Source organism: Rhodoglobus sp. GW821-FHT12B09 (genome assembly GCF_058809925.1).
In genome coordinates, this window is sequence record NZ_JBXATB010000001.1 from 478,056 (window position 1) to 491,626 (window position 13,571).

The following is a 13,571-nucleotide window of genomic DNA, read 5'->3' on the forward strand; positions in this document are numbered from 1 at the left end:
ACATGGCGAATGTATGGCAAACCGTACGTCATGTCAAATATTTCATACATGCTTAGCGCCGTAGGCTTGCGGCATGAGGCGGGTGACGGTGGTGGGCAGCGGTGTCATCGGGCTGAGCATCGCGCACGAGTTCGCAGTCGCCGGAGACCGGGTGACGGTAGTGGCGGACGCCGACATCGCGCACAGTGTCTCGACGGTCGCGGCGGCGGTGTGGTTCCCCTACCTGGGCGAGGTATCGCCGCGCGTGACCGGGTGGCTCACCCGGTCGCTCGAGCGCTACCGCGAGGTCGCGGTCGACGAGTCCTCGGGTGTCGACCTCCGGCGCGGCACGGTCATCGAGAGAACTGCGCACCCCGACAGATCGTGGATGCCCGTGGTCGCCGGCGCGCGTCCAGCGGCGCCCGGCGAGCTGCCGGCCGGGGCGCTGTCCGGTGTCCGGGCCACAGTGCCCGTCATCACCACGGGCACGTACGGGGAGTGGCTCACGGCGCGCTGCCGCGACCTCGGCGTCCGCTTCGAGGTGCGGGCCGTGGCATCCGTCGACGAATTCGCCGGGGGCGCCGATCTCGTGGTCGTCGCGGGCGGCCTGCGCTCGGGAGCGCTGCTCGGGGACGACGACAGCGTGGTCCCCGTCCGCGGCCAGGTGGTGCGGCTGGAGAACCCCGGCCTCACCGAGTGGTCCATCGACGACGACAACCCCGCGGGCCTCACCTATGTCGTGCCCCGCCGCGACGACATCGTGTGCGGCGGCGTCTCGGAATTCGGCGCCACGGGCCTCGAGATCGACCCGGTCACGGAGCGGAGGATCCTCGATCGCGCGGCCGCGCTCGTGCCCGAGCTCGCCGGGCTGCGGATCGTGTCACGAGGTGCCGGACTGCGGCCCGCACGGCCGACGGTCCGGCTCGAGGCCGTCGGGGGCCATGCCGTGCCGGTCATCGCCTGCTACGGCCACGGCGGCTCGGGCGTCACGCTCTCCTGGGGCTGCGCCGAAGCCGTCGTCGAGCTGGCTAGCGCCTTCTGATCCGCGGCAGCCGCTCGATGGCCCGCTGCTCGGGCAGGCTCCAGTTGAACGCGACGGCCAGAACCCGCACGCCGAACGTCAGGGCGACGCAGATGCTTGCGGCCAGGAACACCTCGACGCCGAAGTCGAGCATGATCGTGAGGCTCGTGCAGCCGACGACTGCCGCGACCGCGTAGAGCGACCCGACGTGCATGAGCGCGATCGGCCGGTTGAGCAGCAGGTCGCGCAGGATCGAACCGCCGACCGCCGACAGCACGCCGACGAAGACGGCCGGTACCTCGGGCAGCCCCGCCGAGAGGGCCTTGGTGGTGCCGATCGCGCCGAACAGCCCGATCGTCAGCGCATCGAGCACGGTCACCAGCGGGCCCAGCCGCGAGATCAGCCGCTCGAGCAGCATCCCGACCAGGGCGGCGCCCGTGGCCACGATCAGGTACCAGTTGCTCGTGAGCGCGGCGGGCACCTGCGAGAGCAGGACGTCGCGCAGGATGCCCCCGCCGAACCCGGTCGCGATGCCGATGATCGCGACGCCGAGCAGGTCGAGCCGCCGGTCGCGGAACTGCGCCGCGAACAGCGCCCCCTGCACGGAGCCGATGCCGATGGCGAGGAGGTCAGCCCACAGGGGAATGACGAAGGTGGCGGTCACCGGTCATTCGTACCACGTGCCTCCCGTGCCGCGTACTCGGCGAACGTGCCCGTCCCGTAGCCGGGCAGCCCCGGCATGTGGGCGCCGGCCCGCATCGAGCGCATCATCCTGCCGCCGAGGGGTATCGTCCACACCGGCTTGTGGGTGCCTGCCGCTCGCTGCCAGATGTCGATGGCGCTGCGGACGGTCAGCTGCTCCGGCCCCCCGATGTCGGCAACGAGGCCCGAGGGACCGGCGTCCACGAGCTCAACGAGCCGCTGGGCGACCTCCTCGACGGCGATCGGCTGGTCGGGCGCGTTCAGCGAGAAGATGACCGGAAGCCGGCGCTGGGCGCGCGGCACCATCGCCACGAAGCTGTGGAACTGCGTCGCGCGGAGGATGGTGAACGGGATGCCCGACCGCTCGATGATCTGCTCGCACGCGAACTTCGCGCGGTAGTACGAGTAGGGCACCACGTCGACGCCCACGATCGAGATGTAGACGACGTGCGCCACCCCCGCCGCGACCGCCGCGTCCATGAGCCGCTGGGTCTGCGGCACATCCTTCTTGCTGGCGCTCGTGGCGAGGTGCAGCAGCGTGTCCACGCCCACGAGCGCTTCGGCGACGCCCGCGCCGGTCGTGAGGTCGCCGCCGGTGCTGCGACTGAGAACGCGGACATCGTGGCCGGATGCGCGGAGCAGGTCGACTGTCGGACGGCCGAGGATGCCCGTGCCGCCGGTGACGAGGATGGTCATGGTGTTCCTTTCCTGGAGGGTCACCAGCTACGACTGGGCGGGCCTCAGGAATGTGACAGCGCGGCAGCCGCGAACGGCTCGAGCTTCTCGGGGTTCATCACGATCATGAGGCGCCGCACGCCCTCCGGCCCGATGTCGACGGTCCAGAGCGCGACGGGATGCCCGTCCCGCATGCCGAGCATCGCGAGCTCGCCGTTCGCCTCGACCGCCGTGGTCTCGATGCCCTGGCCGAACTTCTCGAGCACGCCGAGAATGAGCTGCGCGACCCGCTCGCGACCCCGGACCACCCTGCGGGCGGCGTTCACGACGCCGCCGCCGTCAGAGATCGACTCGGCGTCGTGGCTGAGCGCCGCCTCGAGGCCGGCGAGGTCGCCGCGCTCGGCGGCAGCGAGGAAGAGGGCGAGCAGCCGGTCCCGCTCGGCGCGGCTCACGACCACGCCCCGCTCGCGCTCCAGGTGCGCTCGGGCACGGCTGCCCAGCTGCCGCGCGTTCGCCTCCGATGTGCCGAGAACGTCGGCGACCTGCCGGAACGAGTAGCCGAACGCCTCGTGGAGCACGTACGCCGCGCGCTCCGCGGGCGTCAGCCGCTCGAGGAGCAGGAGTACGGCGAGTGACATGGCCTCGGCGCGCTCGGCGCCGATGGCGGGGTCGTCGACTGTGGACACCGGTTCCGGCAGCCACGGGCCGACGTAGACCTCGCGGCGCGCCCGCGCGGAGTCGAGTGCCGTGAGGGCGAGGCGGGTGACGACCGTGGCGAGGTAGGCGCCGGGCTCCTCGACGTCGGAGCGGTCGGCGGACTGCCACCGGAGCCAGGCGTCCTGGACGATGTCCTCGGCCTCCGAGGCGGAGCCGAGCATGCGGTACGCGATGCCGAACATCCTGCCGCGCTGCTGCTCGAACGTCTCGACGGGGGAGTTCACACTCCCATTCTGGCTTCTCGCCCGCCCGTGCGGTCCGTCGCCGCAACTCGGACGGTGGAGGAGGGGATACTGGAGGGGTGCCGACCTACCGTGACGAAGCCGTTGTGCTGCGCACCCACAAGCTGGGTGAGGCGGACCGCATCGTGACGATGCTCTCCCGGCAGCACGGCAAGATCCGTGCCGTCGCGAAGGGCGTGCGGCGCACGGCCTCGCGGTTCGGTGCGCGGCTCGAGCCCATGATGGTCGCCGACATCCAGTGCTACGTCGGGCGCAGCCTCGACATCGTGCAGCAGGCCGAGTCCCTCGGGTCGTACGGCGCCGACATCGCCGACGACTACGCGAGCTACACCGCCGGCAGCGCCATGGTCGAGACCGCGGACAAGGTCACCGACGACGACGGCTCGCTGCAGCAGTACCTGCTGCTCGTCGGCGCTCTGCGCTCGCTCTCCCGCCGCGAGCACCACCCCTCGCTCACCCTCGACTCCTACCTGCTGCGCGCGCTGTCGATCGCGGGCTGGGCGCCCAGCTTCTCGGACTGCGCCGTGACCGGCGCGCCGGGACCGCACACCGTGTTCGTGCCGCAGCTCGGCGGTGTCGTCGCCGACGAGGTTGCGCCGCCCGGGTCGCCGCGCCTCGACCTCGACACTCTCGGACTCCTGGGCGCCCTGCTGGAGGGGCGCTGGGAGGCGGCCGAGGCCTCCGAGGAGCGCGCCCGCCACCAGGCGAGCGGCGTGGTGGCGGCGTACACCCAGTTCCACCTCGAGCGCACGCTGCGCTCCCTGGAGCACGTGGACCGCACCGCGTGAGCCCGGTACGCAAAACCCACAAGGACGCCGTCGACTTCAAGCCCGTCGACTGGACGGGCCTGTACCCGCCGGAGATGCCGATCAAGGCCGTCCCCGAGCACGTCGCGATCGTCATGGACGGCAACGGCCGCTGGGCCAACGGCAAGGGACTCACCCGCATCGAGGGCCACAAGGCGGGGGAGGCCTCCCTGCTCGACGTCGTGGCCGGCGCGATCCAGATCGGTGTCAAGCACCTGAGCGTCTACGCCTTCTCCACCGAGAACTGGAAGCGCAGCCCGGACGAGGTCCGGTTCCTCATGGGGTTCAACCGAGACGTCCTGCACCGCCGCCGCGACCAGCTCAACGACTGGGGGGTGCGCGTGCGCTGGGCCGGGCGCAAGCCACGGCTCTGGGCATCCGTCATCAAGGAGCTGCAGTTCGCGGAGGAGCTCACCAAGCACAACGACGTGCTCACCCTCACGATGTGCGTCAACTACGGCGGGCGCAACGAGCTCACCGACGCCGTCCAGGCGATCGCGCGCGATGTCCTCGCGGGCCGGCTCAGGCCCTCCGGCATCAGCGAGCGCACCATCCAGTCGCACCTCTACACACCCGACCTGCCCGACGTCGACCTGTTCGTCCGCAGCTCAGGCGAGCAGCGCACGAGCAACTTCATGCTGTGGCAGAGCGCCTACGCCGAGATGGTCTTCCTCGACACCCTCTGGCCGGATTTCACGCGGGAGCAGCTCTGGGAGGCGATCACCATCTACGCGCAGCGCAACCGGCGCTTCGGCGGTGCCGTGGACGTGCCCTCTATCTGACGGGTTTTGGTCACCGTGACCCTAAGTGCTATCATCAGTTCAAGTCACATTGACTCTTACTGAGGCGGCAACCATGGCACGTGAGCAGCAGGGCATCTCGCTCGCCGTGTCGACAGTCATCTTCGCGCTCCGCCCGCACCCCGAGACCGGCCTCAGCGCACCGTGGATCCCGCTGGTCCGCCGCATCGCCGATCCCTTCGACGGGCTCTGGGCGCTGCCCGGCGGCTGGGTCGCCCCGAGCGAGAGCCTCGCGGATGCCGCGGCCCGCAACCTCCTCGAGACCACAGCCCTCGAGCCGACCTACCTCGAGCAGCTGTACGCCTTCGGTGACGTGGACCGCTCGCCCGACCGCGTCGTCTCCGTCGTGTACTGGGCGCTCGTGCGCGCCGAGGAGGCCCAGCAGGCGCTCGAGGGCGAGAACGTCCGCTGGTTCGCCGCCGACGCCCTGCCGCAGCTCGCTTTCGACCACAACGTGATAGTCGACTACGCGCTGTGGCGGCTGCGCACCAAGGTCGAGTACAGCCGCATCGCGCGCGCGTTCCTCGGGGAGACCTTCACCCTCACGGAGCTCCGGGAGGTTCACGAGGCGGTTCTGCAGCGACCGCTGGATCCGGCCAACTTCCGTCGCCAGGTCGAGAGCACCCTCGTCCCGACCGAGGCGAAGGTCGAGGGCGGCAGGCACCGGCCGCCGCGCCTCTACCGCTACGACCGAACCATCGAGCTCGTCGACAACGGCCCGCTCAGCCACGAGAAGACAGGGAGCACCCGTGTCGTCAGTTGACACCATCATCCGCAGCGCGCCCGGCGAGAGCTGCAGTCCAGAGCTCGCCCAGGGCCCGTGGACCTTCGACCTCGGCACGCCCGGCTACGGCCCCGGCGCGTCGATGGGCGACGTCATCCCGACAGGCTCGCCCCGCCAGGGCCAGCTGCCCGTCGAGTACCAGCGGGCCTCGAACGACGAGCTGCACGACCGCATCCGCGCCGCCAAGGCCGCACTCGGCGACCGGGTAGTCGTGCTCGGGCACTTCTACCAGCGCGACGAGGTCGTGCAGCACGCCGACTTCCTCGGCGACTCCTTCCAGCTCGCGAACGCCGCGCAGACGGTTCCCAACGCCGAGGCCATCGTGTTCTGCGGCGTGCACTTCATGGCGGAGACCGCGGACATCCTCGCGCAGCCGGGTCAGGCGGTGATCCTGCCGAACCTCGCGGCCGGCTGCTCGATGGCCGACATGGCGGACATCGACTCGGTCGAGGAGGCCTGGGAGCAGCTCACCGAGATCTACGGCACCGAGCCCGACGCCGAGGGCCGCGTGCCGATCATCCCTGTCACGTACATGAACTCCTCAGCAGCGCTCAAGGGCTTCTGCGGCCGCCACGGCGGCATCGTGTGCACGAGCTCGAACGCGGCGACGGTGCTCGAGTGGGCGTTCGAGCGCGGCCAGCGCGTGCTGTTCTTCCCCGACCAGCACCTCGGGCGCAACACCGCGAAGGCGATGGGCGTGCCGCTCGAGCGCATGCCGATGTGGAACCCGCGCAAGCCGCTCGGCGGCAACGACGTTGCCGGCATCGAGGACGCGCGGGTGATCCTGTGGCACGGCTTCTGCAGCGTGCACAAGCGGTTCACCGTCGGCCAGATCGACAAGGCCCGCGCCGAGCATCCCGGCGTCCGTGTCATCGTGCACCCCGAGTGCCCGATGGAGGTCGTCGACGCGGCGGATGAGGCGGGCTCTACCGACTACATCCGCAAGGCCGTCGCCGCCGCGACCGAGCCGACGACCTTCGCGATCGGCACCGAGGTCAACATGGTGAACCGGCTCGCGGCCGAGTTCCCGCAGCACGAGATCTTCTGCCTCGACCCGGTGGTGTGCCCGTGCTCGACGATGTACCGCATCCACCCCGGGTACCTCGCCTGGGTTCTCGAGGAGCTGGTCGCGGGGCGTGTGACCAACCAGATCACCGTCGCGGACGACGTGGCCGAGCCGGCTCGCCTCGCGCTGGAGCGCATGCTGGCGGCCAAGCCGTGAGAGTAGTCGTCGTAGGTACGGGTATCGCCGGCCTGATCACCGCCTACCGGGCCAGCGCCCGGCACGACGTCGTGCTCGTCACGAAGTCGGAGCTCGCCGAGAGCAACACGAAGTACGCGCAGGGCGGTATTGCCGCCGCCCTGTTCCCCGACGACAGCGTCGCCTCCCACGTCGCCGACACGCTTCGAGCCGGCGACGGGCTGTGCGACCCGGTCGCCGTCGAGGTGCTGTGCAGCGAGGGCCCGCAGCGGGTGCGCGACCTCATCGCGCTCGGCGTCGAGTTCGACAGGGTCAACGGGGAGCTCGCGCGCGGCCACGAGGCCGCACACTCCGCGCGCCGCGTGATCCACGCGGGCGGGGATGCGACGGGGCTCGCGATCGAGGTCGCCCTTCTCCGCGCGGTGAAGAAGCTCGCCGTCGAGGTTCACGAGTACACCTTCATGCGCGATCTCGTGCTCAACGAGGGCAGGGTCGTGGGTATCGAAGTCCTCCACGAGGGCGCTGCCCGCACCATCGACGCGGACGTGGTCGTGCTCGCGAGCGGGGGAGCGGGCCAGCTCTACAGCCACACGACCAATCCGACGGTCACGACGGGCGATGGAGTCGCCGCCGCCCTTCGCGCGGGCGCCGCCCTTGCCGACCTCGAGTTCTACCAGTTCCACCCCACCTCCCTCGCGGTGCCGGGCAACCCGCTCGTCTCGGAGGCGGTCCGCGGCGACGGTGCCGTGCTGCTCGACGAGCACGGCCGCCGGTTCATGTTCGACGTGCACCCGGACGGCGAGCTCGCCCCGCGGGACGTCGTCGCCCGGGGCATCGCACGCGCCATGGCGGCGCAGGGCGGCAGGCCCGTGCTGCTGGATGCCACGGCGCTGGGCCGCGACTACCTCGCGCAGCGCTTCCCGGGCATCACGCGCGCCTGTGAGCAGCACGGGTTCGACTGGGCTGCCGAGCCCGTGCCGGTCACTCCCGCTGCCCACTACTGGATGGGCGGAATCCGCACCGACATCGAGGGACGCACGTCGCTGCCCGGCCTGTTCGCCGTGGGGGAGGCTGCGTCCACCGGAGTGCACGGCGCCAACCGGCTCGCGTCGAACTCGCTGCTCGAATCGCTCGTGTTCGCCTGGCGCGCGAGCGACGCGCTCGACAGCGACGCCGCGCCCCTCGTGACGGACGCCGCCCTCGCGGACGTGCTGCACGACGGCAGCGAGCCCTTCGAGCGCGCCGAGCTGCAGGAGCTCCTGTGGAACCTCGTCGGCCTCGAGCGGGACGCCGACGGCCTCGCCCGGGCCGCCGCACAGCTGGCGCGCTGGCACGCCGAGGGCGGCACGGTCGAGGACGGCGAGAACCGCAACCTGCTCGACCTCGCACGCGTGCTCGTGCACGCGGCCCAGCGGCGGGAGGAGTCGCGCGGCGCGCACGAGCGGCTCGACTTCCCCGAGACCGATCCCGCGCTCGCGCACTCGTTCGAGCTCGTCGTTCCCGTGGCGGTGCTCGCATGAGCCTCGATGACGTGATCCTGCGGGCGCTGGAGGAGGACGCGCCCTGGGGCGACATCACCTCCGAGGCGTTCCTCCCGGCCGAGTCCACCGCGACCGCGAGCCTCGTGGCGCGCGAGCCGGGCATCCTGAGCGGCGTCCGTGTCTTCGCCCGGGTGTTCGAGCTGGTGGATCCCGCCACGGTCATCACCCTGCTCGCGAACGACGGCGAGCAGCTCGTCCCGGGCGCCGAGCTCGCCCGCGTCACCGGCCCCGCCCGCTCGGTGCTCCGGGCCGAGCGCGTAGCCCTCAACCTCACGCAGCGCATGTGCGGCATCGCGACGCTCACCGCCCGCTACGTGGCGGCGGTCGATGGCACGGATGCCCGCATCGTCGACACCCGCAAGACCACGCCCGGGCTCCGCGCGCTCGAGCGGCAGGCCGTGCGCGACGGCGGCGGACACAACCACCGCTTCTCGCTCTCGGACGCGGTGCTCGCCAAAGACAACCACCTCGCGGTGCTGTCGGCGGCGGGCATCCCGCTCGGCGACGCCATTCGCGCCGCGCGCGCGACTATCGGGCACACCACCCACCTCGAGGTGGAGGTCGACAGGCTCGACCAGGTCGAGGAGGTCGTCTCGGCCGGGGTGGACACGATCATGCTCGACAACTTCACGCCCGAGCAGCTGCGCGCGGGGGTCGCCCTCGTCGCCGGCCGCGCGCTCGTGGAAGCGAGCGGCGGCGTGAACCTCGACACGGTCGCGGAGATCGCGCGCTGCGGCGTGGACATCATCTCGGTCGGCGCCCTCACCCACAGCGTGCGCGCGCTCGACCTCGGGCTCGACATCTCCGTCTCATGATCTACCTCGACTCGGCGGCCACGACCGCGGTGCGCCGAGAGGTGCTCGAGGCGATGTGGCCGTACCTCACGGGCGACTTCGGCAATCCGTCGAGCCACCACGAGCTGGGCGAGTCGGCGTTGCGGGCGCTGGAGGGCGCTCGGGCGACGGTGGCCGAGTGGCTCGGCTGCCGCGCCTCCGAGGTGGTCTTCACGTCGGGCGGCACCGAGGCCGACAACCTCGCCATCAAGGGCATCGCACTCGCGACCCCGCGCGGCAGGCACCTCGTCACCTCGGCCATCGAGCACGAGGCCGTGCTCGAGTCCTGCCGCTACCTGGAGCGCTTCCACGGCTTCGAGGTGACCGTCGTGGGCGTCGACGGCGACGGGATGCTCGACCTCGCTGCGTACGAGGCGGCACTGCGCCCGGACACCACCCTCGTGACCGTGATGCTCGCGAACAACGAGGTGGGGTCGGTGCAGCCGCTCGTCCGCATCTCCGAGCTGGCCCATGCCCGGGGCATCCCGGTGCACACCGACGCGGTGCAGGCCGCGGGCTGGCTCGACCTCACCCGGCTCGGCGTCGACGCGCTCAGCATCTCGGGCCACAAGCTGGGCGCCCCGAAGGGCGTCGGCGCGCTCTTCGTGCGCGGGCGCGTCCCGCTCGAGGCCGTCATCCACGGCGGCGGGCAGGAGCGCGACCGCCGCTCGGGCACCGAGAACGTCGCCGGTGCCGTCGGACTCGCGACCGCTGTGGGCCTCGCCCACGGGCCCGACATCTCGGGACTGCGCGACGAGTTCATCGAGGAGGTCCTCGCCACGGTGCCCGGCGCCGTGCTGACGGGGCCGCGGGAGAACCGGCTGCCCGGGAACGCGTCATTCTGCTTCCCGGGCACGAGCGGGGAGTCGATCCTCCTGGCCCTCGGGGAGCAGGGCATCGTCTGCTCTGCCGGCTCCGCGTGCGCCGTGGGCGACGACGAGCCGTCGCACGTGCTGCTCGCGATGGGGATCGATCCGGCCGTCGCGCAGACCGCCGTGCGCTTCAGTCTCGATACGACCGCGACCCGCGAGCAGCTGCACGAGGTGGCGCTCGAGATAGCGGCGGCGCGGGAGAGGGTCAGCGCGCTGGGTGGCTAGGCTGTCCTGATGCCCACCACACAGCCCATCCGCGTGGGGATCATCGGCTTCGGACTCTCCGGCCGCGTGTTCCACGCCCCCTTTGTCGCTACGAACCCGGCCTTCCGCCTCGACCTCATCGCCACGGGAAACCCCGAGCGCGCCGCCGAGGCCCGCGCGCAGCATCCCGGTGCCGAGATCGTCGATTCCCCGGATGCCCTGCTCGCCCGCGCCGGAGACCTCGACCTGGTCGTCCTCGCGTCTCCCGCGCACACCCACCTCGAGCAGGGCCTCGCCGCTCTCGACGCGGGCGCCGGCATCGTCATCGACAAGCCGTTCGTCCCGACCGTCGTCGACGCGAAGAAGCTCATCGCCAAGTCGGAGGAGACCGGCAAGCTCCTCGCCGTGTTCCAGAACCGCCGCTGGGACGGCGACTTCCTCACGGTCAAGCGGCTCATCGCCGAGGGCCGCCTCGGAACTGTCCACCGCTTCGAGTCGACCTTCGAGCGCTGGGGCGGCCCGAACCGGGTCCGCTGGCAGGACACCACCACCGTCGACCAGGGCGCGGGCATCACCTACGACCTCGGCAGCCACCTCATCGACCAGGCGCTCCAGCTGTTCGGGCCGGCGACGGTCGAGCAGGCCGAGCTCCTCACCGTGCGCGAGGGGAGCGTCTCCGACGACGACTCCTTCATCTCGCTGCTGCACTCGAGCGGGGTTCGCTCGCACCTCACGATGAGCCGCGCGGCCGGCCAGTCCGGCCCGCGCTTCCGCGTGCTCGGCTCGGAGGCCGCCTACAAGGTCTACGGCCTCGACAACCAGGAGCCGTTCCTGAAGGAGCAGCGCTGGCCGGGCTCCGAGGGCTACGGGGTCACCCCGTCGGCCGAGTGGGGCACGATCGGCGCCGGCGACGCCATCGAGCCGGTGCCCACCGAGGCCGGCGACTACCCGGCGTTCTACGCGGGCGTCGCGGCGAGCATCCTCGACGGCGCCCCTTCGCCCGTCGACCCGCGCGACGCGCTGGAGGTCGTCCGCATCGTCGAGCGCGCCCACGCTCTCTCGGCCGCGGTCGCCCAGTAGGGCTCAGCTGCGGCGCAGGCCCCAGTCGGCGCCGTCGAGCGCGCGCATCGCGGCCAGCGCGGCGGCGATGCTCGGCACGCGCTGGGACCCGGACTGCACGATCACCTGGATGCTGCGGTCGCTCGACGGCGAGGTCGAGCGCACCGCGGCACCGGGCGGCACCGGCGCGGTCGCGAGAGCGAGCTGGGGGAGCAGCGCCACGCCGAGCCCCGCGCCGACGAGGTTGAGCACGGCGATGGCGTTGTCGGTCTCGAGGTCGATGCGCGGGGTGACTCCGACTGCCTCGCACGCCGCGAGCAGGTGCCCGCGGCACAGCGGGCATCCCGCGATCCAGCGCGCGTCGGCGAGTCCGGCGAGCTCGACGGTGTCGCCGGCAGCCAGGGGATGGTCGGCGGGCAGCGCGATGACCACCGGCTCCGTGTACAGCGGCACGGTCTCGACGGAGGCGTCCTGGTCGCGGTGCGGGTCGGCCCTGTCACCGGGGTAGGCGAACGTCACGGCCAGGTCGACGAGCCCCTCGCGGAGCATCCCGATCGCCTCGGGCGGCTCCGCCTCGACGTAGCTGACGGTGATGCCGGGGTGCGCGTCGCGCATGGCCTGCAGGAACCGCGGCACGACGGTCGACGACGCGGTCGGGAACGCGGCCACGCGCACGAGCCCGGAGGCGAGGCCCACGAGGTCGGCGAGGTCGCCGCTGGCGGCATCGAGCGCCGAGGTGATGGTGATCGCGTGCCGGGCGATGACCTGCCCCGGCTCCGTGAGCCGCACTCCGCGCCCCGCGCGCACAACCAGCGGCACCCCGAGCCGCCCTTCGACCCGGCGCAGGTGCTGGCTGATCGCGGGCTGGCTGAAACCGAGGGCGCGCGCCGCGCCGCTGATCGTGCCGTGCTCGGCGATCGCCCTGACGATGCGGATCGAGTGCAGGTCGAGTGCGGTATCCATGACTCGAATAATCCCACGTTATGAATACCATGCGATACATGCCCTTGTCGCATGGATGCGCGCGGGGGAGGCTGGCTCCATGACGTCAGCAGCCCTGCAGCAGGCAATCGACAGCTTCGGCGACCCGCGCGGCTACCTCGCCGTCGCCTCCATCGGCCTCCCGCCCCGCCAGGCGGTCGAGGCGATGACCGCCGATCTGGCCGCGTGGGCCCGCGCCGACCGCGACCCACAGGGCTACGACCCGGTCATCGAGCGCTCCCGGGCGCACTACGCCTCGCTGGTCGGGATGCCCGTCGAGCGGGTCGCGCAGGGGTCGCAGAGCTCCGTCATGGCATCTCTTGTCGCCGCCGCCGCCCCCGACGGCGCGGAGGTGCTGTGCATCGAGGGCGACTTCTCGTCGATCATCTTCCCGTTCCTGCAGCGGCCCGGTATCACCGTGCGGACCGTCCCGCAGTCCGCCCTCGCGGACTCGATCACCGACGACACCTGGCTCGTGGTCTTCTCGCTCGTGCAGTCGTCGAGCGGGCTCGTCGCCGACGCTGCCTCCATCGTGGAGGCTGCGGCCCGCCACAGCACCTACACGTTCTGCGATGTGACTCAGGCGGCCGGCGTCCTACCGGTCGACGCGAGCCCGTACGACGTGACGGTCTGCCACACCTACAAGTGGCTGTGCTCGCCGCGCGGCGTCGCCTTCATGACCCTCTCCGAGCGCTTCGACGCGATACTGACACCGCTGCAGGCCGGCTGGTACGCGGGCGACGAGGTCTGGCAGAGCTGCTACGGGCCCGAGATGCACCTGGCCCCGAGCGCCCGGCGCTTCGACGTCTCGCCGGCGTGGCAGGCGTGGATCGGCGCGGAGCAGTCGCTCGCCCTCTTCGCGGGCCTCGACATGCAGGAGGTCTGGGACCTCACGAGCGGCCTCGGCGACTCCCTGTGCGACGCGCTCGGCATCGAGCAGCAGCACCAGGCGATCGTGAGCTGGCCGGATGCCTCGGGCACCGATCTGGGCAAGCTCATCTCCGCGGGGATCCGTGCCTCCGGCCGCGCGGGCCGCCTGCGCGCCTCCTTCCACCTCTGGAACGACGCGTCCGACGTGGAGTCGGTGGTGCGGGCGCTTCGGTAGTCTTGGTACTCCGCCGACCGGGCACCCAGCTCGGCTGACTATTGGAGTG

At 71.6% G+C, this 13,571-nt stretch carries 14 protein-coding genes; 10 read left to right on the forward strand and 4 right to left on the reverse strand.

Annotation, left to right across the window (positions count from 1 at the left end; translation table 11 throughout):
• Nucleotides 1-73: 73 nt before the first annotated feature.
• The gene (locus tag AC1RTC_RS02375) at nucleotides 74-1,021 is read left to right on the forward strand and encodes an NAD(P)/FAD-dependent oxidoreductase (protein WP_493153852.1); all 948 of its coding nucleotides are present in this window, start codon (nucleotides 74-76) and stop codon (nucleotides 1,019-1,021) included.
• Here the strand turns inward: AC1RTC_RS02375 and AC1RTC_RS02380 are convergent.
• From AC1RTC_RS02380 to AC1RTC_RS02390, 3 genes are read right to left on the reverse strand one after another with little or no spacing between them, the layout of a single operon-like run.
• Nucleotides 1,008-1,664: a trimeric intracellular cation channel family protein gene (locus AC1RTC_RS02380; RefSeq protein WP_493153853.1), complete on the reverse strand. Its 657-nt coding sequence runs from the start codon at nucleotides 1,662-1,664 to the stop codon at nucleotides 1,008-1,010. The two genes, AC1RTC_RS02375 and AC1RTC_RS02380, sit on opposite strands and share 14 nt — an antisense overlap.
• Complete coding sequence (locus tag AC1RTC_RS02385; RefSeq protein WP_493153854.1) at nucleotides 1,661-2,398, reverse strand: SDR family oxidoreductase; 738 nt, start codon at nucleotides 2,396-2,398, stop codon at nucleotides 1,661-1,663. The genes AC1RTC_RS02380 and AC1RTC_RS02385 overlap by 4 nt, the downstream gene beginning before the upstream one ends.
• A 44-nt stretch (nucleotides 2,399-2,442) precedes the next feature.
• Nucleotides 2,443-3,318: an RNA polymerase sigma-70 factor gene (locus AC1RTC_RS02390; RefSeq protein WP_493153855.1), complete on the reverse strand. Its 876-nt coding sequence runs from the start codon at nucleotides 3,316-3,318 to the stop codon at nucleotides 2,443-2,445.
• Between the two features lie 77 nt (nucleotides 3,319-3,395).
• On the opposite strand from AC1RTC_RS02390, the gene recO reads away from it, so the two are divergent.
• From recO to AC1RTC_RS02430, 8 genes are all read left to right on the forward strand, one after another.
• On the forward strand, nucleotides 3,396-4,124 hold the full coding sequence (gene recO, locus AC1RTC_RS02395) for a DNA repair protein RecO (RefSeq protein WP_493153856.1): 729 nt from the start codon (nucleotides 3,396-3,398) through the stop codon (nucleotides 4,122-4,124).
• Nucleotides 4,121-4,924, forward strand: coding sequence for an isoprenyl transferase (locus tag AC1RTC_RS02400; protein ID WP_493153857.1), 804 nt, complete (start codon nucleotides 4,121-4,123; stop codon nucleotides 4,922-4,924). The genes recO and AC1RTC_RS02400 overlap by 4 nt, the downstream gene beginning before the upstream one ends.
• 73 nt (nucleotides 4,925-4,997) lie before the next feature.
• Entirely contained in the window at nucleotides 4,998-5,705 is a 708-nt protein-coding gene (locus AC1RTC_RS02405) for an NUDIX hydrolase (protein ID WP_493153858.1), read from the forward strand.
• The gene (gene nadA / locus AC1RTC_RS02410; RefSeq protein WP_493153859.1) at nucleotides 5,692-6,948 is read left to right on the forward strand and encodes a quinolinate synthase NadA; all 1,257 of its coding nucleotides are present in this window, start codon (nucleotides 5,692-5,694) and stop codon (nucleotides 6,946-6,948) included. The genes AC1RTC_RS02405 and nadA overlap by 14 nt, the downstream gene beginning before the upstream one ends.
• Entirely contained in the window at nucleotides 6,945-8,447 is a 1,503-nt protein-coding gene (nadB, locus tag AC1RTC_RS02415; protein WP_493153860.1) for an L-aspartate oxidase, read from the forward strand. Before nadA ends, nadB begins: the two co-directional genes overlap by 4 nt.
• Nucleotides 8,444-9,283: a carboxylating nicotinate-nucleotide diphosphorylase gene (gene nadC, locus AC1RTC_RS02420; RefSeq protein ID WP_493153861.1), complete on the forward strand. Its 840-nt coding sequence runs from the start codon at nucleotides 8,444-8,446 to the stop codon at nucleotides 9,281-9,283. The genes nadB and nadC overlap by 4 nt, the downstream gene beginning before the upstream one ends.
• The gene (locus tag AC1RTC_RS02425; RefSeq protein WP_493153862.1) at nucleotides 9,280-10,398 is read left to right on the forward strand and encodes a cysteine desulfurase family protein; all 1,119 of its coding nucleotides are present in this window, start codon (nucleotides 9,280-9,282) and stop codon (nucleotides 10,396-10,398) included. Before nadC ends, AC1RTC_RS02425 begins: the two co-directional genes overlap by 4 nt.
• Nucleotides 10,399-10,407: 9 nt before the next feature.
• Entirely contained in the window at nucleotides 10,408-11,457 is a 1,050-nt protein-coding gene (locus AC1RTC_RS02430) for a Gfo/Idh/MocA family protein (RefSeq protein WP_493153863.1), read from the forward strand.
• 3 nt (nucleotides 11,458-11,460) lie between these two features.
• On the opposite strand, the gene AC1RTC_RS02435 is transcribed toward AC1RTC_RS02430, so the two are convergent.
• Complete coding sequence (locus AC1RTC_RS02435; protein WP_493153864.1) at nucleotides 11,461-12,399, reverse strand: LysR family transcriptional regulator; 939 nt, start codon at nucleotides 12,397-12,399, stop codon at nucleotides 11,461-11,463.
• Between the two features lie 79 nt (nucleotides 12,400-12,478).
• Between AC1RTC_RS02435 and AC1RTC_RS02440 the strand changes: the two genes are divergently transcribed.
• Nucleotides 12,479-13,522, forward strand: a complete 1,044-nt coding sequence (locus AC1RTC_RS02440) for an aminotransferase class V-fold PLP-dependent enzyme (protein ID WP_493153865.1) — start codon at nucleotides 12,479-12,481, stop codon at nucleotides 13,520-13,522.
• Nucleotides 13,523-13,571: the final 49 nt, after the last annotated feature.